Raw genomic sequence first — 15,787 nt, 5'->3', positions numbered from 1 at the left:
ATGGGGGCTCTGACGAAAGCTGAGATGGCCGAACGTCTGTATGAAGAGCTAGGCCTGAACAAACGAGAAGCCAAGGAACTGGTAGAGCTTTTCTTTGAGGAAATCAGGCACGCTCTGGAAGATAACGAGCAGGTCAAATTGTCCGGTTTTGGCAATTTCGATCTGCGCGATAAACGCCAGCGGCCTGGTAGAAATCCAAAGACGGGAGAAGAAATCCCGATTACGGCTCGCCGTGTGGTCACCTTTCGTCCAGGGCAGAAGTTGAAGGCCCGAGTTGAGGCTTATGCTGGAACCAAGTCATAACGACGAGCTACCGCCCATTCCAGGCAAACGCTACTTCACCATCGGTGAAGTCAGTGAGCTCTGCGCGGTAAAACCGCACGTTCTGCGTTATTGGGAGCAGGAGTTTCCTCAACTCAATCCGGTCAAGCGACGCGGAAACCGCCGGTATTATCAGCGACAGGATGTGCTGATGATCCGACAGATCCGCGCTTTGCTCTATGAGCAGGGCTTCACCATCGGCGGTGCGCGTTTGCGCATGTCCAGTGATGAGGCAAAGGACGACACCACGCAATACAAGCAAATGATCCACCAGATGATTTCAGAGCTGGAAGATGTATTGGTGGTATTGCGCAAGTGAATCGGTTGTCCAGATACTTCCATAATTCAAACGGTTAGGGTATATTTCTAATCGTTTTTCGCAGGTTGCGATAATAGATTCACGCCTAGTCGGGGCGTAGCGCAGTCCGGTAGCGCACTAGCATGGGGTGCTAGGGGTCGAGTGTTCGAATCACTCCGTCCCGACCATATTTACTGGTTAAAATCAGGCACTTGAGCCGATCAGATAGATCGGCTTTTTTGTGCCTGCGCAAAACCCGCGCAAAACTGGCGCAAAACTACCCCGTGATTTCGCTGATATTCAGGTCCGGAATCGCCTCCGACCAGACGATTTCCTCATGGTCACGCTGGTAGTTTTTGGTCATGCCCTCGCTCGCATGCCCCGCAATTTTCTGCCCATCCTTTCCGGCTTTCTTGTACAGGTGCAGCGACAGCGCTCGCACTTCGTGAAAGCCAGGCATCTCTTCTTCCTTCCATCCCTTGTAGCATTCTGCCGCCTCCCGGGCTTCCTTGAATGCTCGAGTCAAATACCTTTCTTCAACCTTCGTCCAGTGGTCCTTGGTTTGCGCCTGCTTCTGTTTCAGACGATCCGGCTTGCGGTGCACCAGATAAGGCGAGACAACATCGTCGCGGCACCGGCTGATGACTACCTGCAACTCCGGCGTCACCCGAAAGCGAATCCATGCTGCGTCAGTGGCCTTGGCCGTTTTCTTCTGCACCACGTACAGGTGGCACTCCCGCACTCCGTCAAACCGCATGTCCAGAATGTCGGTGCGCCGCTGGGCTGTGATCAGCGCCAAGTCGATTGCGTTCTGCAGCCAGGCAGGCGATTTCTCCCGGATGGCTTTCAGTCCCTCGACGGTATGGCGCTTGCGCAGTTTCTTCTCGATGCGATTGATCGTGCTCGCTGCCGGGTTATCCGGGCATAGGCCCTTGGCCGCGGCGTGGTTGAAGATGTCGCTCAGCAGTGCACGGCACTGGTTAGCGGTGCGCGGTGTGAGTGCGTCCAGCATCTCCGCGACCATGCGAATCGATATCTGGTCAACGGCTTTGCCTTCGAACTGTTTCCTGAAGCGCCTGAAGTGAACGGCGTACAGCCCGAGCGTACCCTTGGCCAGCTCGCGGGGCGGCAGGACCTCCGCTTCGTACTTATCCAAAAAACCTGCAAAAGAGTCTGATGAACTGCCCATCACGGCGCCGACTAGATCTGCACCGCGCATAAACTCCAGGTTCAGTTGTTTTGCGGCGTCGATAGCTTTGATACGGTCGGCGCCGAATTGAAACCACTTGCCGTCGGTAGGCCGACGATAACGGTAGGTCGAGCGCCGCGCATCGAAGTACAGATTCTGCGGAAGGCTCTTGTTCGCAGCGTTGCGCGGCCTTGGGGACATTATGCAGCTCCTTTCAATACCATCGCGACTAGGTCGTTACCGCTGGACTTGTTGAATGCAGTCCAGTCAACGTACCAGAGCTTCCCGATCTGCTCGCCGGGGACTGCGCCATTTCGGATGTGGTTGCGAATTGCCTGGGGGCATTGCGGGGTTCCATTTGATCCCCAGCGTCTGCGCTGAAACTCGCTGATCTTGATCAGTTCGCGCTTCATTTCATACCTCACCCCCGTCCGGGGCGCTAAAAAGTGTATCTCCAGCCGCCCTATGGCGGCAGAAGGTGGGAGGGGGTTACTTGATTCGGTCAGCGCTGGGCGCAGGCATGTACATCCCGTTGCAGCGCCATACTCCGAACTGATCGACTGTGCAGGCGTACCAGCCGCCGCGGTTGCCGTATTGCGGAGAAAAGTAGACTTGATAGGTCATCCGCGAACCAGTTGCGTCGGCCGCTCATAAAGCATTTCAGCCCACCCCCGCTGCGCCTCGGCTAGACGCGGCCTGCCCCATTGCCCACCTTGCGGAATCCTTCCGACTTCGGTCGTCTCCGGCTTGTTCTCGTAAAACACCCAGTAACCGGTTGCATCGAGACCAATCCATCTGGCCCATTCAGGCCATGTCGAAACGGCCGGATAGATAAACTTTTCTGGCTCACCTAGACGGTGGGCGATGCGATCAACAGCCCGATCAATAGCAGCCTGAATGAAATGAGGCGGCGCCGTGTTAGCCGGCGGCACCAGACCTGTGACGGTGGCTATCATGCCGATCAGGGCATCGGTGACGATGGCGCGGATATCAGTTGATTCTGTATTACTGTTTTCTGTGGGCATGGGGCGTCCTAAGCCGGGTCATGCCCGGACTGGCGTGATTTTAGGTTGTGGTCTATTGATGTAATTCAGATTGGATCCAGATTAGGGAGATCGATATGCATTCAGATGCAGGAAGGCCTTATCCGGTTGATTACATCCACCCAACTGGAGAGCAAACAAGGATTGACTTCATCTGGGGGGAGCCACAAAAAGTGGCGCCTATCGGAATTATTATTTGGGTGAAGGATGGAGAGAGTTACGCAAAACTCGGCGAAACGACTGGCGAGTGGCAGACCTTCAGAGATGCAAAGCTGCATGGCATTGACCTGGCATCCAAACTGATTAGTCTCTATGCCGGTCTTTCTGATGTTCTTGGTTGGGTAGATGTCAGGTAGTTGCGTGATTCGTTGAAATGATAGTGCTACGGCTTTCAGTGCAATAGGTGAGTGTGGTTATTGCACTGCAGCTCTAATTGGTGGCGGAAGATCTCGGGCCGATTCAATAAATCCGGTAGTCTTCGCGTCGCCATCCATGGCGTTGATGAACATGACCTCCACCTTTGCCGAGTCCACCAGGACCTTGGCGACTTCTGCGACAGCTCGAGCACGCTCGATATCCATGGGTTTTTCGGGGTCCTGCAGCGCTTCCAGCGTGGCGAAAAGATGATTTCTCAGATCAGTCATTTTGTTTTTCACGGGCGGCATCGATCGCTTTATTGAATTTGCCGAGTTGGCGAATAGTGTCTTTGAGTTCCGGCGGGTAACGGTGAATGGTATTGCGTAGCATCAGTTGACTGCGCGTCAGCAGCTCGAGGTTGTCGACATCGCAGTTCGTGCGGTTTCGATCCTTGAACACCAGGGCGAGCCCTTTAGCGATTGGTCCATGTGCCGCCTCCCAATTACGACGGTGCGTCCATTCCCATTGATTGGGCTCGGCTACCTTCACTTTGAGATAACCGTCCGTACCCATCACTTCGGTTCCGACAGGAACATGGTTGTGCGGTAAATTCCCTTTGTTGAATTGGGTTTCGGCTGATCGGCCGCCGGACACAAAGTGCAAACCCTTGTTCCAGGACGTACCACCTTTCCGGAAGCGCGTTGCCTCTCCCGTGTTGTCACCGCGACGAAGGCGGCAGGCGTGCTCGCTCGCTAAATATTCGTCGCAGCGCCTCAGGCCCAGTAACTTTGCCTTTGAATAGATTGCCCGGTCTGGCCTGCCGAACAACTTGATCAGCTCCGGCATAGGCGTTGCGGGATAGAGCGTCTTGAGGCGAGTTTCCTCTCCAGTCGTCCAGAAGCGCCGCGGCCTTGTCTTTTGTTCTGGAGCGGGGACAGCCGGTTGCTGTCGCGCCCGCTCGAGGGCTCTCGCTGCAATAGGGCTCATAGTATTGCCTCGCAGGTGTGGCGTGATTCGTTGAATGGGGTCTCCGGACAGGCGGGACGCAGGTGCGCGCTAGCGATGACCTACTCTTGACGGGCAGTTCCCATTATTGAGGAGATCATCATGTCCAAAGGTGGAAGTGGTAAAAGCTCAGGCGGTTCTGGTGGAGCGAGCAAAGGAGCCGGCGGCTCATCGCGTGGTCCTTCAAGTCATCCGGGGCCAGGGGGTAATTGGCCAAGTACAACTCCAGGCCCTTCGGGCGTAAATCGGGGCAATGCTCCGTCAGGTAAGAAAGGCTGATGTCGGATGGCGCGCTGCATATCCATTGTGCGGCGCGTTACCTGCCGGCTCTCGGCGCAATAGGTGAGGGTGGGTCAGGCGCGTTCGCCGAGATCCAGGCCGATCTGGCTGACCCGCTCAATGCAAGCTGGGTTTAACCAAATGCATTCAGTCCTGTTTGCCGTGCCTCGCCCGGCGGATATTCGCGCTGATGTGCTGTAGCTGGTCCAGCCCGGTAGCAACTCAGCGTATAGGTCGCTCGGGTATCCCGACAGTACGACCATTCCTTCTAGCTCGAGCAAAGCGCCAAGCAATTCACGGTGCGCGGTATCGTCCATTTCGTGTCTGTAATATCTGCCGCTGGATGCGCCCTTGTACCTGGTGTCATGCACGTATGGCGGGTCAACGTAGTGCAAGGTCTGCAGACCGTCATGTGCAGCTATGACCTCGATCGCGGGTCGGTTCTCAATCAGCACACCACTCAGGCGCTGGCCAACCTCGGAAAGTTGTTCCGGGTAAGTTGCCCACAACGACTGGGCCGTGCCGTACTGCCGCTTTGTATCGATGCGAAACCCGGTGACGCCCTTCGTTGCACCTGCTGAACCGAAACCCATCTGAGCGCGGATGATCGTCCTACGCGCCCGTTCGATCGGCTCGGCGCTCGGCTCCCAGGACAATTCGAATTCCTCGCGGGAGTAGGGAGTGAACACCAGACGCTCGGTGAGTCCCGATCGCGAAACCGGATCCTGCAGGACGCGAAACAGGTTGACGATGTCGCCGTCCAGGTCGTTGTACACCTCAGCATACGATCGAGGCTTTTGCATCAGCACTCCGGCCGCACCGCCGAATGACTCGACGTAACAGGTATGCGGCGGGAAGTGTTGCAGTACCCAAGGCGCAAGCCGGAACTTGGCACCGTGGTAGCGGATGACTGGCGCGGTGATAGTCATAGGTGATTTCCAGTCAGGCGCCACTCTCCATAACTGGATATGGCAGTGGTGGCTATTTGGTTTCGAATGGCGTATTTATTCTGGACCGACATGGAGCCGAAAAGGTAAGAATTAATATGTATAAAGAGCACGACGATATCTCAACACCTGTAGATGCGACGGTTATATGGCGCTATATGTCGATAGAGAAATATCTTTCACTTTTAGTCAGTCAAGAGCTGTTCTTGTGTCGGGTGGATGGGTTTGATGATCCGTGGGAAGGTGTTTGGCCGAGAAAGCAACTTGATAAATACTTGCGCTCTATAGATAAGGCCTCGCAGGATGAATCTAATGAACTAAAACGCTTCATGCTTGAGCATAATAGAAAATGTATGTTTGTTCATTGCTGGCACGCAAATAACAGCGAATCTGCGGCAATGTGGGATCTCTATAGTAGTCGAGAATCGGGTGTGGCAATTAGAAGCACTGTAGGTCGAATTAAAGACAGTCTTGATGGTGAGGGTGATGTTTTTATTGGGTCTGTTGAGTATATTGATTACGACGATGAGACGATAACTATCCCATGGATGACGCTTGCTCCTGCTTTTCTAAAGCGTGCAAGTTTTACTCATGAAAACGAAGTGAGATTGATGTGCAGGCACTATCCTCTCAGCTCCAAGAACAGTGATGGCGTGCGCGCTGTAATATTTGATGATGCGCTTTCTTATATGACTTTGAAAGTCAATGTGAATACGTTAATTTCAGATGTGTACTTGTCGCCAACTATGGAGCCTTGGTTGGCATCGACATTAATCGAGATTTCAAAAAAATATGGTGTTGATAAAGGCGTATTTAAACAATCGAAATTATACGATGGGTTTGTTTTATGATTTAGTGAAAAGTTAACTCTAAAGTTCTTGGTATCAAGTTTTGCAATGACGATTTTCTATTACGGCATGACTTAAGTTTTCAGTCCGGATGGACTAACGATTTCGCCAACCGGATAGTGCTTCAGATCTACCAAGCTCTCATCCTGAAACATCCGCGCTACGTTTTCGCCTAGGCGTATTTCGTATCACGGATGACCAGCGTGGTGATTAGTTCGGGTTGAAGGTGCCCAGCGCCAGCTTGGCGGCTTCACCTACCTGCGCTTCGAGCACCGACTTGAACTCTTGGGCGATCTCTTCGCGCTGAACCTCTTCGCCAACCCAGCGCAGTTTCAGCGCTGGCTGTGCACCGCTGGTGATGACTGAAATGCGCAGAATGATCTCGCGCAGCTGTAGGCCTTCGAACGGCACCACCGAGAAGATCAGCGACGTGGGCAGCGTTTCTTTGCTGGTTGCCTCTATGGCATCCATTGCGCTACGGCTGGCGCGGGTTTCGCTGACGGTGTGATCGCTTTCCGAAGTGGCCTTGATTGAGATGGTGCGCACCGCCGCGATGGCTTTGACCAGACTGATGTTCTGGAGGTCTTCACCAACAGCCGACAGCGTGCTGTGCCAGTCCTCGATCCAATCGCTCATGTCCTTCTGCGACATTGCGCGGCCGCTGATCGCCTGCACTGCCTGATAACCAGCAGTGGCTTTCAGCTTCAACACGGCGCGGTCATCGGCGTGGCCTGGTACTTCTTCCGTGCCAAGGTTGAACAGCACGGCGCAGGTCATTTCGTCCTGGTTGATAAAGCCCTGGGCGTCCGCGACGTTGCGGTCGATGACGTACTTGCCGAAATCGAGCAGCGAGTTGGTGGAGAAGGTGCCACGGAAACGGCTGCGACCTGCGCTGTACTGCTCAAGGCTGACAATCTTCGCGCCTTCGGGCAACACCACTGTGGGAGTGTTCGTATCCAGCGCTTTTGCTGTGGCGATCAGCGCGGTGTCCGTGATCAGTTGAATTGCTTCTGCTGTTAGCGACATGTTTTCAGGTCTCTATGGGGAAGGGGTGCAATAGGGATCAGGTGCGCGGGTTGATCGGCGCCTGTTCGCGGGTGAACAGCTGGTCGTGCTTCTCGGCAAACAGCGAGATCTTGCCGCCGCTGCCAACGTGCATCGGCGTGTCGAGACTGGTGTGCGGGTACCGCGCTTGGTCGGAACCTTGTAGTCGAGCTTGTGCTTGATCTTCACCTGGCTCGATTCGCCGATCTGGGCGAAGTCCAGGGTGATGACCAGCTTCCCGACTTTGCCGTGGTCAACAACGCCTGCGGCGACTTCGGAAAGGGCGTGGCCGATCTGGCTGGCGAAGGCGCCGCCATTCAGCTCCTCGAGGAACTCGGCGGTATCGGTTGCGATGGGCATGGATGATTCTCCGGGAGGGCGTTGAGCCCGCTTGGTGGAAGATTGAGTTGAGGTTGTCGACGACGGCGGTGCACTTTGGTGTTGATCCGGCGCATCAGGTCTTCTTGCTGAAGGTGAAGCCGTTTTCCCTGGCAATAAGGGCTACGGTTTTTACGTGGATGCCAACGGCCTTTGCTGCTTCCGCAACGGTCAGCCCGGCATCGGCATGCTTTCTCAGTTCAGGTGCTTTGGCATCGCGCCGCGCCCTAAGCTTTTCGGAGTAGGTGGTGGTACCGGAGAATGTCGCGCTGGCGCTGACGCCGCGCGGTATGTCCTGAATCTTCTTGCCGGTAGCAAGGAAGTAGTCGATCTGGGCGCTGAGGTCAGCGATGGTCTTGTGCCGAGGATCGGCCATTGGTACGCCGATCATTGCCGTGCACCTTCCGACAGCACAACAACGACGCCGTCGGCTTTTGCCTCGAGCTGCTGAGCGAAGTTGACCGCGTCCTTCCAGCTAAACCGGAAGCCCTTCACCTTGCCGGTCGACAGCTCGATGATGTGATATGCCTTCGGGCCCTTGGTCGTGACCTGATAGCGAACGGCTTGTGCCGGTGCGTCCCTGCCAATCAAGGCGTAGAAAGCTGCTGTGGCGATACTGGAGCGGACGTGAAGGGCTTTAACGCCGTCCACTCTCTGCTGAATTGATGGGTGCATGGCTGATCCTCTTGTTGGTTCACGTCTATTCGAATGCTGGCTCGACCTGATGGCGCATTCGAATAAATGCGGGTAATAAAAAGCCCAGTCGAAACTGGGCTCTGTTTGGCTCACTAACACCTCCGTATGTGAACCTGACCTGGCGCGCATATGGCGGACCCGGTAATTGACGTTTACATGGCTGCAAATCCTCTTAGGGTTGTTCGGAATTGATGAAGGTGGGCGGTTATAGGCCGCAGTTTCGTCCGCATCGGAGATCGCTCGAATCCGCTCTGAGTGTTGCCCGTCTTTACAAGGCGCTATTTATCGCGCCAGCTCAGGGCAAGGTGGCCACCCTGCTATCACGACAGAGGGCCGAGCGATCTCCGATGCGGCCTGGTGCTGGGGAGTACCAGGTGCTCGGGCAGTTAACGTCAGGCTGACGTGGCGCTGGCTGATCAGTCGCTGCTGCTTGAGCTGGAAGAGCTGCTATCGCTCGACGAACAGCTCGAGCTGTCACTGCTGCTGTAACTGTCGCCGCCGCTGTACCCGCTACAGTGCGACCGGGTCGGTGTATCGTCGCTTGAGCTGTAAATAATGGTGCTCACCGGATTTAGCGGGTTGCTGAACGTGTCGTCTACGTTTCTCCGATCTGCTGCTGGCATGGCTCGAGGTGAATCGCCACGCCGTATTGGCGGAGGCGGCACGGGTGATGCAGTTCGAACTGTTGGCCGTGGGGTTGGCTTGACTGGTGTAGTCGCCTGCCTTGTTTCCGGTTTCGCTTGAATCGCTTCTGGTGGCTTACGGCTGAATAGCCTGGCCAAGAACTTGAACATGCTGTCGCCCTCTTTACGTTTTCTCTTTGGTCTTTCCGGTCATCAGCACTATCAGCAGAAGCGACACCAAGATCAGGTCTCCTACCATTGAGAAGATGCGACTTGCCGAGTCGACGAACACCACGCCACCGGCAAGCCCGAAGGCCGCCCAGCGCCGAACCTTATTGCTGCGCGCGCCCAGCACGGTTACAGGTGGTCTTTAAGGTTGAGTCCGAGCAACTTGGCGCTACGCTCAAGCGCTACCATTTCTGCTGGTTCGATCTCGCCATCAGCTTCTGCCACGGTGAGCATGATGTTGAGCACGGTCAGCGCTTCGGCTGGGCTGTGAGCCAGGTCGCCAAGTTCTTTCTCCGCGTTTTGGCGCAGGATGCGTGCACCTGACTTGAAGTCAGTCTTGGCGCGGTCGATGGTGTTCGACAGCTCTGCGCCAAAGCCTTGCAGCGAGGGGTTGTTGCTGAGAATGGTCTCAACCTTGCTCAGTTCGCTTTCTTCGAGATCGCCATCAGCTGCGGCGACGTAGATTGCTCCGTAAACCACAGCCTCCATCAGATCGCGGTTTGCCAGCTTGGCCACTGCGGCGCGAGCCTGACCGGTTTTCTTGCCGAACAATTTGCCTAACATGGTGTTACCTCTGGTTGGTGGTCATCCCAAAACGCCCGATCGCTCCGGCGTTTTAGTGATGCTTTCCAATCAGGCCGCTTTATCAGCCGTTGGTTTTTCTGCCTGGATGCGCTGGTAGATCTCTTCGCGATGCACAGCGACATCCGCCGGTGCCGAAATACCAACTCGCACTTGCTGCCCTTGCACGCTTATCACCGTGATGCTGATGTCGTCATTGATGCGGATGGTTTCGCCTGGCTTACGGGTGAGTATCAACATGGTCCTGCTCCTTGGTTATCTTCCCGCTACCGACGATCCGTCGGTACTGGTGAAGATGGCTCGCTTGAATCAGCGAGCTGTCCGTGTTGCGCCCAGGCTTGCTACTGGCAACAGCCTGGGTTTGTTGCGTCGTCATCCGGGGTATCTCAGGCTGGCTTACCTTTCGGCCGATGCGCGGTGACATCGACGGCACACTTTCCGCTGCCTGCCAGGTACAGGACGCAGCCTTCAGGCTTACTGCGTCACACGGGTGAATCGCTAACTACTTCATGACTTGGTTCCTCCTATTGGTTGGTCACCTGTCCACGCCTTGCCAGTGAAAACCCTCATCTTGGATCTGGTAGGTGGCGACCTTGGTGCGTCTCTCTGTCGTGCCCTGTGCGGCCAACCCTGCGTTCCTGGCTGACTGGCGCTCATCACGACATTGAGTCGGCGGGTTCTCCCGCGATATCCAGTTCCAGCGCTGGCATGGGGATCGAAATTTATGTTTCGCGCTGTGCCCGTTGCCGGGGATCGATCCGCGAAGATTTCAGATTGAGTAAAGAGCGGCAGCCTTATGAGGGCCTATCGCTGCGGTGGTGTATCGCTGCGATGGACGTAGTTAACCATCGGTATATTTATACGTCAATACCGATGGTTAATTTAATTTTGATTGGCGTGCGGTATGCTTTTGCTATGACTGGATGGATATACAGCTTTAGGAGATAGGCATGAGCAGGGCGCAGAAGGCGATGTCAGTAGTACGAGTTGAGATGTCCGGGGTAGAGCGCCTAGGGCTGCGCGTCTCATCGATGATCAATCACCCCGCAGCGCAGGCTCAGCGCTGGGTGAAGATCCATCGCCTTGATACAGACGGGGACAGGGAGTGGGACGAGGTGATGGGCGTTTTATCGGAGACGGACGAGCTGGACATCGCCTTTGACGATGATGGCGCAGTGACGGTGAAGTGGGAGGCGATAGCAGACGAGGATCGTCCTATAGAGGCTGTAGACGACCCGGTGGAGGAGGCCGCCCCTTTCTGACTGGTGTGAAAAAGCCCGCTCAGTGGCGGGCTCATGGGTCAGGTCAGGCGGGCAGGGTGCTTGCCCGTACGAAAAATAAAGACCAAAATAAAGACCTCTACAGGAGTCTTCTCTATGCAAAGCGTCTTGGCTGATGTGGTCGTCAGCGTATCCGAGCTCAAAAAGAACCCGTCTGCCGTGCTGAGCGGGGCGGGTGGGGCGACAGTGGCTGTACTGAACCACAACCGCGTCATGGGTTATATGGTCCCGGCTGATGTCTACGAGGCGATGATTGAGCGCCTGGATGACCTTGAGTTGGCACAAGTAGTTAAGGCGCGGATCGACGGCAACGAGACGCCTGTTCGAGTGTCTCTCGATGATCTCATTGGCGAGGCTGAGGCCGATATTGCTAATGAGCGATGAGTACGGCGTTGAGTGGGACCCGAAGGCACTGAAGGAACTCCGAAAGCTCGACGGCGCCGTCCGCCTTCAGTTTCTGCGAAAGCTTCAGGAGCGGCAGAGTCACCCGCGAGTGCCCGGCGATGCGCTCCACGGCCTCAAGGATTGCTACAAGATCAAACTGCGCGGGGCGGGTTATCGTCTGGTGTATCGCGTTGAGGATGAGCGGATTGTCATCCTGGTGCTGGCTATCGGTAAGCGTGAGCGCAGCTCAGTGTATGAGCAGGCAGGGAAGCGGTAGGCAGATACGAAAAGCCCGGCGCTGGGCCGGGCTTTAATAAAAACTTTGTCAGTTGGCGGTACTCATCCCGCGATGCTTCCAGCACCGAGCCCTTTTTTGTACTCCGCCTTCATTACTTCCATTTGCTCACCCAATGTATCCAGCATCTCCTTGCCGAGCAGCTTTTTAGCCTGAGGAAACATCTCGGTCTCCTCCTCCTCAATGTGATGCTCAAGCAACTCCTTAACGACCTTCGTGCGACCCGCAAACTCAGGAGTCGATGGGTCTGTTGCTTTGAGGTCAGGGAGCACCAGGGAGTCGACAGTGCGGTGTTCTTCCTTGGCCTCGTAATACATTTCTTCCTGCTCTTTACCACCAGCTTCTTTGAAGGCGGGGTAGAGGATCTCCTCTTCCAGCTTGGTATGGATGGTGATTTCCATTTCGAGCTTGGCTATCAGGTCAGTGCGTTTTTTTTGGGCCCGATCAGTCGACTCGCTCAATTGAGTGAGGATGTCCTTTACTCGTACGTGGTCAGCTTTTAAAAGATCGATGGCATTCATTTTGGTTGCCTCATCTATCTCGGAATGACGTGGGCCAGTGGATACCGGCACCGCTTTGTTTTTCTGGGTACCTGGGCAGAGGAGCATTACCTGTGCCAATCGCAGCAATAAGCGATCAGCTTAACTTTCAATGCCTTAGGCGCGGTGATGGCAGTAAGGGCTCATGCATGCTGCACGAGGGATGTTTCGCGGTATTGCAAATAGCGGGCATAGGAAGGGGCGGACAACAAAAGGCCCGCGCGTGGCAGGCCTTAACTCAAGTCTTGGTCAGTTTTCTGAATCAACCTCTACTTCCGGCTGATAATCAGCGCTGGTGCTTACCTGGCTCTTTGAGTCGCCTCTGGTCCGATACCAAACTCTCTAATGCGTCGGACAACATGGAAACGCTCGATCTAAAATCATCGATGCTGGACAAGGTGGTCGGCTCTGACGGGTTAATCGGCGGGGTGTAGCACCCCGTGATCACATACAAAACATCGATGCCTGCTGAGGATATCCTTGCCAAGTAGTCCGCTCTCGGACATCGCTCACCACTCTCATACTTACCTTGCGCGTTGGATTGGACTCCGCCGACATCCGCAAGCATCCGCTGGGTCAGGTTAAGCCGAATCCGCTCACTTTTCAGGCGTGCGCCTATCTCAGTCATGGCTGTCTTCCATATGCACTGCTTTGAAGGGTGTTCTCCAGCTTAGCAGCGCCTTGCAATGGTGTTAAGCGCAAGTAAAGGTCGGGCGGTAGGCATAGGGGATACGGCGCCAGTCCGGATAGCTGCGCGACGTACAGGCGGGCAAGACGAGACGATAGTTAACGAAAGCGCCTATCGCTCCGGCCCCATAAGCTCAGCGATCCCGAGCGTCATAAACTCCAGGTTGTCCTCGATGGTGCTCAGCGCCCCACGTACGTTCCCGCCGACATCTGTGGATCCGCGTTGCTCAACCCATAGCGCAAGCTCCATGATGGCAGCCTCCAGGGCGATCTGATTCTCGTTGAGCTTGAAGAGCAGGGAAGGGAGAAGATCTTTGTCTGCCATGGCTTGGTTCTCCATTGAAAAAGGAAAGCTTAGCAGCAGACAACAAAAAGCCCGCATGCTAGCGGGCTCTGTGTCGATGGTGCCAAGTCCTTTTGGCGAGGTGTACTGTGCTCGGCTAGTGTGATGAATATATGACGGCCAGGCATATACGAAAAGCCCGGCGCTTGGCCGGGCCTAAGACTTTAAAATAAAATCGTCGAGCTGTTATTGAAGTTCTAGGTTTATATTTTGTTCAATAATAGCGCTTTCTATATCGCTACCCAACTCGGTTACCATGTTGTTGTATATATCTTCACCAGTTTTATTGGTTTTAAATGTGAGTACAAATGAAACTTCTTGATCTCCGAGCTCGGAATGGTGTGCCATTTGGAACTGATAAAGATCTCGGGCGAATATTCGTGCGTGTAGTCGAGCTGTTGTTTTACCCAAGGTTTTCGATGAGAATTCTTTTACATGTCTGCGGATAGGACTCCATTTTGCTAGGTCTTCTCGGGCGGATAGCTCTTTCTCTTTATGTTCCTTCATAGAACCAAGTAGGTTTTCTGTTCTTCCAGCCTTTGTGGTACTTTGCAGTGCGACCTGAAGACGAGTCGAGAAATAATTTGGTCCGGTTAGGTTGGAGACGACAGGTTTAAGTATTGCCGTCAACGCAATGGTTCCAGTTAGCTTTCCATCTTCAATCATATCTACAGGTAGTGGAATGTCGTTCCAGTAATACGAAAAACCAGGCTTAATTTTTGCTGTCCAAGCTAGAGTCACTGCGCCGGTTTCGCACATCCACGGCAAGCTTTCTGCGCTCCAAGGTGTGCCCCAGCCTAGTGATTGGTCGTGCGTGTGAAGTTCCGATGTATTAATAAGTAACGCCCGAACTAGGTCAGGCGTCGGCTCCTTAAGATTATTAAATGTGTGCGCCGCGAGCGCGGATACTAGCGGGGTGCTGAAGCTAGTCCCCGTCTCTACCACGCCGCCAATCATCCGAAGGGTTGAAAACCACGAAAGATCCGGTTTTATCATGCCCGCTGGAGCCGGCCCCTTTAGGCTAGTCTTACATGCTACGCCTGGAGTTCCGTCTGCGTTTGCAATTCGGCCACTAACGGTTAAAGCAGCTTCACAATCAGCAGGAGGGCAAAGGGCTTTGTCCCCTAGTTTAAGCACGTTGCCGATGGAGATGATCGGCAAAATTCCGTATTCCCTCGCTATTTTACTTATTTCATGCCCCAGGTAACTAACCTCCGTTTTGGAAAGTGAAGGTTTTTCTTGGTTGAACGACATGTTCCAGACTTTTGAGTGTTGCCCAGTTTCCTTGGCGACAGCTTTTAAATATGAAATTAATTGATTGAGTGAAGGTGATTTTGCCGCTGACCTTTTGGCAATTGCTTGGGCTGATATAAACTTGCAATTTAGCTGGGGCAGAGATCTGTTATTGTTCCAAGAGTGGGCGTGACAAATCAGCGAGGTAACCTGATTTCCGTGCTTTATATCAGCATTGAAATCATTTACGAGCACATTAATCTTTGATGTTTGAAGGTGTTGGTAGCTTGATGCATTAGTGCCGCCATCCACTATCAAGACAGTCGGTAGGTTGTTTTTTTGAGACGGAGGGGTAGGCTCAGCGCCGGCTCCTGGTGTAGAAACCGAACCGATTGGTGCTACTGGATCAACACGATAAACGGATCCCGACGTGACTAAATCTGAAAGCGCGGCTTCGGTATGAAGCTGGATGGATGCAATAGCATGACCCTGCAAAATATAGTTCGTCAGCAGCGATTCTAGGAAAAGTGTGTCGGAATTTTCTTGTGTAATCGGTACGCTGTCAGATTTTTTAAATGCGTTGGAGAATTCAATGTCCCCGAAACTAAGTTTATGCTTTTTATGAATATTACGAAGGCTATTAGCTACGGATTCCCGGGGCGCTTTATTAGTAAAAGGCAATAGCCATACATTAAAATACCCGTCACCACCATTGTCTCTAGATTCTTTCCATAGTTGTGTAACGGGCAAGCTCCTCATTACCTCGTTTGAATCGAAAAGGTTGACTTCGCTTACTCTTGATATGTCAACCTTTTCGTTAACGGTCCGGGGTCGCTTGATATTATTCGCCAAAGTCGAAAATGCAGACGTTTCCACCTCGATGAGATAACCCTCATGTGCTGGAGCAATGATTCTGCAGCCAGCACTCAAGCCGAAAACGTCACTTGGTGTCCAAGAAGGCGCGTGAGAGTCATCAAACATCCTGGCAATCAGGTGCGTCATGCCATCATGAGCAGTCTTATTTTTTTTATCTAGATTGAGGACAGCCTCTGATAGATTTTCTTGCTGAGACTGAAGTCTAGCGAGCACAATATTTTTTGCACTTTTACCGCCTCCCGACACCGTTGATGGAGACGCTTGTCGCATGAATTTTAACACCGGATTTATTAGTGGCTTCCCTGTGTCCAT

Annotated in this window: 24 protein-coding genes, 1 tRNA gene and 1 pseudogene; 9 read left to right on the top strand and 17 right to left on the bottom strand. The window is 53.8% G+C overall.

The genetic code is table 11. From position 1 onward, the window contains the following. The 3 genes from ihfA (at window position 1) to ACVBEG_RS15160 (ending at window position 807) form a co-directional block, all read left to right on the top strand. Entirely contained in the window at window positions 1-303 is a 303-nt protein-coding gene (ihfA, locus tag ACVBEG_RS15170) for an integration host factor subunit alpha (RefSeq protein ID WP_002553164.1), read from the top strand. Beyond that, complete coding sequence (locus ACVBEG_RS15165) at window positions 284-640, top strand: MerR family transcriptional regulator (protein ID WP_219061984.1); 357 nt, start codon at window positions 284-286, stop codon at window positions 638-640. Before ihfA ends, ACVBEG_RS15165 begins: the two co-directional genes overlap by 20 nt. A 90-nt stretch (window positions 641-730) precedes the next feature. Continuing rightward, window positions 731-807: transfer RNA gene (locus tag ACVBEG_RS15160), tRNA-Pro, on the top strand. Window positions 808-896: 89 nt separating this feature from the next. On the opposite strand, the gene ACVBEG_RS15155 is transcribed toward ACVBEG_RS15160, so the two are convergent. The 3 genes from ACVBEG_RS15155 to ACVBEG_RS15145 form a co-directional block, all read right to left on the bottom strand. Continuing rightward, entirely contained in the window at window positions 897-2,009 is a 1,113-nt protein-coding gene (locus tag ACVBEG_RS15155) for a phage integrase Arm DNA-binding domain-containing protein (protein ID WP_447107984.1), read from the bottom strand. Beyond that, window positions 2,009-2,221, bottom strand: coding sequence for a hypothetical protein (locus tag ACVBEG_RS15150; protein WP_447107983.1), 213 nt, complete (start codon window positions 2,219-2,221; stop codon window positions 2,009-2,011). Before ACVBEG_RS15150 ends, ACVBEG_RS15155 begins: the two co-directional genes overlap by 1 nt. A 207-nt stretch (window positions 2,222-2,428) precedes the next feature. Continuing rightward, entirely contained in the window at window positions 2,429-2,833 is a 405-nt protein-coding gene (locus tag ACVBEG_RS15145; RefSeq protein WP_447107982.1) for a hypothetical protein, read from the bottom strand. Window positions 2,834-2,928: 95 nt separating this feature from the next. Between ACVBEG_RS15145 and ACVBEG_RS15140 the strand changes: the two genes are divergently transcribed. Next, the gene (locus tag ACVBEG_RS15140) at window positions 2,929-3,207 is read left to right on the top strand and encodes a hypothetical protein (RefSeq protein ID WP_447107981.1); all 279 of its coding nucleotides are present in this window, start codon (window positions 2,929-2,931) and stop codon (window positions 3,205-3,207) included. A gap of 57 nt (window positions 3,208-3,264) precedes the next feature. Here the strand turns inward: ACVBEG_RS15140 and ACVBEG_RS15135 are convergent, their stop codons facing one another. The 3 genes from ACVBEG_RS15135 to ACVBEG_RS15125 form a co-directional block, all read right to left on the bottom strand. Then, window positions 3,265-3,507, bottom strand: coding sequence for a hypothetical protein (locus tag ACVBEG_RS15135; RefSeq protein ID WP_447107980.1), 243 nt, complete (start codon window positions 3,505-3,507; stop codon window positions 3,265-3,267). Then, complete coding sequence (locus ACVBEG_RS15130; RefSeq protein WP_447107979.1) at window positions 3,488-4,195, bottom strand: HNH endonuclease signature motif containing protein; 708 nt, start codon at window positions 4,193-4,195, stop codon at window positions 3,488-3,490. Before ACVBEG_RS15130 ends, ACVBEG_RS15135 begins: the two co-directional genes overlap by 20 nt. A 371-nt stretch (window positions 4,196-4,566) precedes the next feature. Then, the gene (locus ACVBEG_RS15125) at window positions 4,567-5,421 is read right to left on the bottom strand and encodes a DNA adenine methylase (protein WP_447107978.1); all 855 of its coding nucleotides are present in this window, start codon (window positions 5,419-5,421) and stop codon (window positions 4,567-4,569) included. Window positions 5,422-5,537: 116 nt separating this feature from the next. Between ACVBEG_RS15125 and ACVBEG_RS15120 the strand changes: the two genes are divergently transcribed. Beyond that, on the top strand, window positions 5,538-6,290 hold the full coding sequence (locus tag ACVBEG_RS15120; protein WP_447107977.1) for a hypothetical protein: 753 nt from the start codon (window positions 5,538-5,540) through the stop codon (window positions 6,288-6,290). Between the two features lie 207 nt (window positions 6,291-6,497). Here ACVBEG_RS15120 and ACVBEG_RS15115 read toward each other — a convergent pair whose 3' ends face one another. The 7 genes and pseudogenes from ACVBEG_RS15115 to csrA all read right to left on the bottom strand — a co-directional run bounded on the left by ACVBEG_RS15115 (window position 6,498) and on the right by csrA (window position 10,078). Next, window positions 6,498-7,313 carry a YfdQ family protein gene (locus ACVBEG_RS15115; protein ID WP_447107976.1) on the bottom strand — a complete coding sequence of 272 codons (816 nt, stop codon included), beginning with the start codon at window positions 7,311-7,313 and terminating at the stop codon, window positions 6,498-6,500. A 37-nt stretch (window positions 7,314-7,350) separates the two neighbouring features. Beyond that, a pseudogene (locus tag ACVBEG_RS15110) lies at window positions 7,351-7,691 on the bottom strand (hypothetical protein). A 94-nt stretch (window positions 7,692-7,785) separates the two neighbouring features. After that, entirely contained in the window at window positions 7,786-8,100 is a 315-nt protein-coding gene (locus ACVBEG_RS15105) for a hypothetical protein (protein ID WP_447107975.1), read from the bottom strand. Then, window positions 8,097-8,384 carry a hypothetical protein gene (locus ACVBEG_RS15100; protein ID WP_447107974.1) on the bottom strand — a complete coding sequence of 96 codons (288 nt, stop codon included), beginning with the start codon at window positions 8,382-8,384 and terminating at the stop codon, window positions 8,097-8,099. Before ACVBEG_RS15100 ends, ACVBEG_RS15105 begins: the two co-directional genes overlap by 4 nt. A gap of 828 nt (window positions 8,385-9,212) precedes the next feature. Next, window positions 9,213-9,383: a hypothetical protein gene (locus ACVBEG_RS15095; RefSeq protein WP_447107973.1), complete on the bottom strand. Its 171-nt coding sequence runs from the start codon at window positions 9,381-9,383 to the stop codon at window positions 9,213-9,215. Between the two features lie 2 nt (window positions 9,384-9,385). After that, on the bottom strand, window positions 9,386-9,820 hold the full coding sequence (locus tag ACVBEG_RS15090; RefSeq protein WP_322217337.1) for a tellurite resistance TerB family protein: 435 nt from the start codon (window positions 9,818-9,820) through the stop codon (window positions 9,386-9,388). Between the two features lie 69 nt (window positions 9,821-9,889). Beyond that, window positions 9,890-10,078, bottom strand: coding sequence for a carbon storage regulator CsrA (csrA, locus tag ACVBEG_RS15085; protein ID WP_322217335.1), 189 nt, complete (start codon window positions 10,076-10,078; stop codon window positions 9,890-9,892). Here csrA and ACVBEG_RS15080 point away from each other — a divergent pair. The 4 genes from ACVBEG_RS15080 to ACVBEG_RS15065 all read left to right on the top strand — a co-directional run bounded on the left by ACVBEG_RS15080 (window position 10,077) and on the right by ACVBEG_RS15065 (window position 11,779). Further along, window positions 10,077-10,259, top strand: a complete 183-nt coding sequence (locus ACVBEG_RS15080) for a hypothetical protein (RefSeq protein WP_447107972.1) — start codon at window positions 10,077-10,079, stop codon at window positions 10,257-10,259. The genes csrA and ACVBEG_RS15080 overlap by 2 nt on opposite strands. 529 nt (window positions 10,260-10,788) lie before the next feature. After that, a complete protein-coding gene (locus tag ACVBEG_RS15075; protein WP_447107971.1) occupies window positions 10,789-11,100 on the top strand; it encodes a DUF1654 domain-containing protein in 312 nt (103 codons plus the stop codon). Between the two features lie 114 nt (window positions 11,101-11,214). Then, window positions 11,215-11,502 carry a type II toxin-antitoxin system Phd/YefM family antitoxin gene (locus ACVBEG_RS15070; RefSeq protein ID WP_447107970.1) on the top strand — a complete coding sequence of 96 codons (288 nt, stop codon included), beginning with the start codon at window positions 11,215-11,217 and terminating at the stop codon, window positions 11,500-11,502. Continuing rightward, on the top strand, window positions 11,492-11,779 hold the full coding sequence (locus tag ACVBEG_RS15065; protein ID WP_447107968.1) for a type II toxin-antitoxin system RelE family toxin: 288 nt from the start codon (window positions 11,492-11,494) through the stop codon (window positions 11,777-11,779). Before ACVBEG_RS15070 ends, ACVBEG_RS15065 begins: the two co-directional genes overlap by 11 nt. A 62-nt stretch (window positions 11,780-11,841) precedes the next feature. On the opposite strand, the gene ACVBEG_RS15060 is transcribed toward ACVBEG_RS15065, so the two are convergent. From ACVBEG_RS15060 to ACVBEG_RS15045, 4 genes are all read right to left on the bottom strand, one after another. Beyond that, on the bottom strand, window positions 11,842-12,318 hold the full coding sequence (locus tag ACVBEG_RS15060) for a hemerythrin domain-containing protein (protein WP_447107967.1): 477 nt from the start codon (window positions 12,316-12,318) through the stop codon (window positions 11,842-11,844). Between the two features lie 304 nt (window positions 12,319-12,622). Further along, entirely contained in the window at window positions 12,623-12,964 is a 342-nt protein-coding gene (locus ACVBEG_RS15055; protein ID WP_447107966.1) for a helix-turn-helix domain-containing protein, read from the bottom strand. 171 nt (window positions 12,965-13,135) lie between these two features. Further along, the gene (locus ACVBEG_RS15050) at window positions 13,136-13,348 is read right to left on the bottom strand and encodes a hypothetical protein (protein WP_447107965.1); all 213 of its coding nucleotides are present in this window, start codon (window positions 13,346-13,348) and stop codon (window positions 13,136-13,138) included. Window positions 13,349-13,552: 204 nt separating this feature from the next. Further along, entirely contained in the window at window positions 13,553-15,787 is a 2,235-nt protein-coding gene (locus tag ACVBEG_RS15045) for a S8 family serine peptidase (RefSeq protein WP_447107964.1), read from the bottom strand.

It is taken from the genome of Pseudomonas sp. GG8, assembly GCF_052976945.1.
Note: the sequence above shows the minus strand (reverse complement) of the source record. Positions and strands in the feature narration are given on the sequence as shown.

What these genes read in the sequence shown, in the direction of transcription:
- ihfA (WP_002553164.1), top strand. Translation starts at nt 1, where the DNA reads ATGGGGGCTCTGACGAAAGCTGAGATGGCCGAACGTCTGTATGAAGAG.
- ACVBEG_RS15165 (WP_219061984.1), top strand. Translation starts at nt 284, where the DNA reads ATGCTGGAACCAAGTCATAACGACGAGCTACCGCCCATTCCAGGCAAA.
- ACVBEG_RS15155 (WP_447107984.1), bottom strand. Translation starts at nt 2,009, where the DNA reads ATGTCCCCAAGGCCGCGCAACGCTGCGAACAAGAGCCTTCCGCAGAAT.
- ACVBEG_RS15150 (WP_447107983.1), bottom strand. Translation starts at nt 2,221, where the DNA reads ATGAAGCGCGAACTGATCAAGATCAGCGAGTTTCAGCGCAGACGCTGG.
- ACVBEG_RS15145 (WP_447107982.1), bottom strand. Translation starts at nt 2,833, where the DNA reads ATGCCCACAGAAAACAGTAATACAGAATCAACTGATATCCGCGCCATC.
- ACVBEG_RS15140 (WP_447107981.1), top strand. Translation starts at nt 2,929, where the DNA reads ATGCATTCAGATGCAGGAAGGCCTTATCCGGTTGATTACATCCACCCA.
- ACVBEG_RS15130 (WP_447107979.1), bottom strand. Translation starts at nt 4,195, where the DNA reads ATGAGCCCTATTGCAGCGAGAGCCCTCGAGCGGGCGCGACAGCAACCG.
- ACVBEG_RS15125 (WP_447107978.1), bottom strand. Translation starts at nt 5,421, where the DNA reads ATGACTATCACCGCGCCAGTCATCCGCTACCACGGTGCCAAGTTCCGG.
- ACVBEG_RS15120 (WP_447107977.1), top strand. Translation starts at nt 5,538, where the DNA reads ATGTATAAAGAGCACGACGATATCTCAACACCTGTAGATGCGACGGTT.
- ACVBEG_RS15115 (WP_447107976.1), bottom strand. Translation starts at nt 7,313, where the DNA reads ATGTCGCTAACAGCAGAAGCAATTCAACTGATCACGGACACCGCGCTG.
- ACVBEG_RS15105 (WP_447107975.1), bottom strand. Translation starts at nt 8,100, where the DNA reads ATGATCGGCGTACCAATGGCCGATCCTCGGCACAAGACCATCGCTGAC.
- ACVBEG_RS15100 (WP_447107974.1), bottom strand. Translation starts at nt 8,384, where the DNA reads ATGCACCCATCAATTCAGCAGAGAGTGGACGGCGTTAAAGCCCTTCAC.
- ACVBEG_RS15090 (WP_322217337.1), bottom strand. Translation starts at nt 9,820, where the DNA reads ATGTTAGGCAAATTGTTCGGCAAGAAAACCGGTCAGGCTCGCGCCGCA.
- ACVBEG_RS15080 (WP_447107972.1), top strand. Translation starts at nt 10,077, where the DNA reads ATGGTCCTGCTCCTTGGTTATCTTCCCGCTACCGACGATCCGTCGGTA.
- csrA (WP_322217335.1), bottom strand. Translation starts at nt 10,078, where the DNA reads ATGTTGATACTCACCCGTAAGCCAGGCGAAACCATCCGCATCAATGAC.
- ACVBEG_RS15075 (WP_447107971.1), top strand. Translation starts at nt 10,789, where the DNA reads ATGAGCAGGGCGCAGAAGGCGATGTCAGTAGTACGAGTTGAGATGTCC.
- ACVBEG_RS15070 (WP_447107970.1), top strand. Translation starts at nt 11,215, where the DNA reads ATGCAAAGCGTCTTGGCTGATGTGGTCGTCAGCGTATCCGAGCTCAAA.
- ACVBEG_RS15065 (WP_447107968.1), top strand. Translation starts at nt 11,492, where the DNA reads ATGAGCGATGAGTACGGCGTTGAGTGGGACCCGAAGGCACTGAAGGAA.
- ACVBEG_RS15060 (WP_447107967.1), bottom strand. Translation starts at nt 12,318, where the DNA reads ATGAATGCCATCGATCTTTTAAAAGCTGACCACGTACGAGTAAAGGAC.
- ACVBEG_RS15055 (WP_447107966.1), bottom strand. Translation starts at nt 12,964, where the DNA reads ATGACTGAGATAGGCGCACGCCTGAAAAGTGAGCGGATTCGGCTTAAC.
- ACVBEG_RS15050 (WP_447107965.1), bottom strand. Translation starts at nt 13,348, where the DNA reads ATGGCAGACAAAGATCTTCTCCCTTCCCTGCTCTTCAAGCTCAACGAG.
- ACVBEG_RS15045 (WP_447107964.1), bottom strand. Translation starts at nt 15,787, where the DNA reads ATGGACACAGGGAAGCCACTAATAAATCCGGTGTTAAAATTCATGCGA.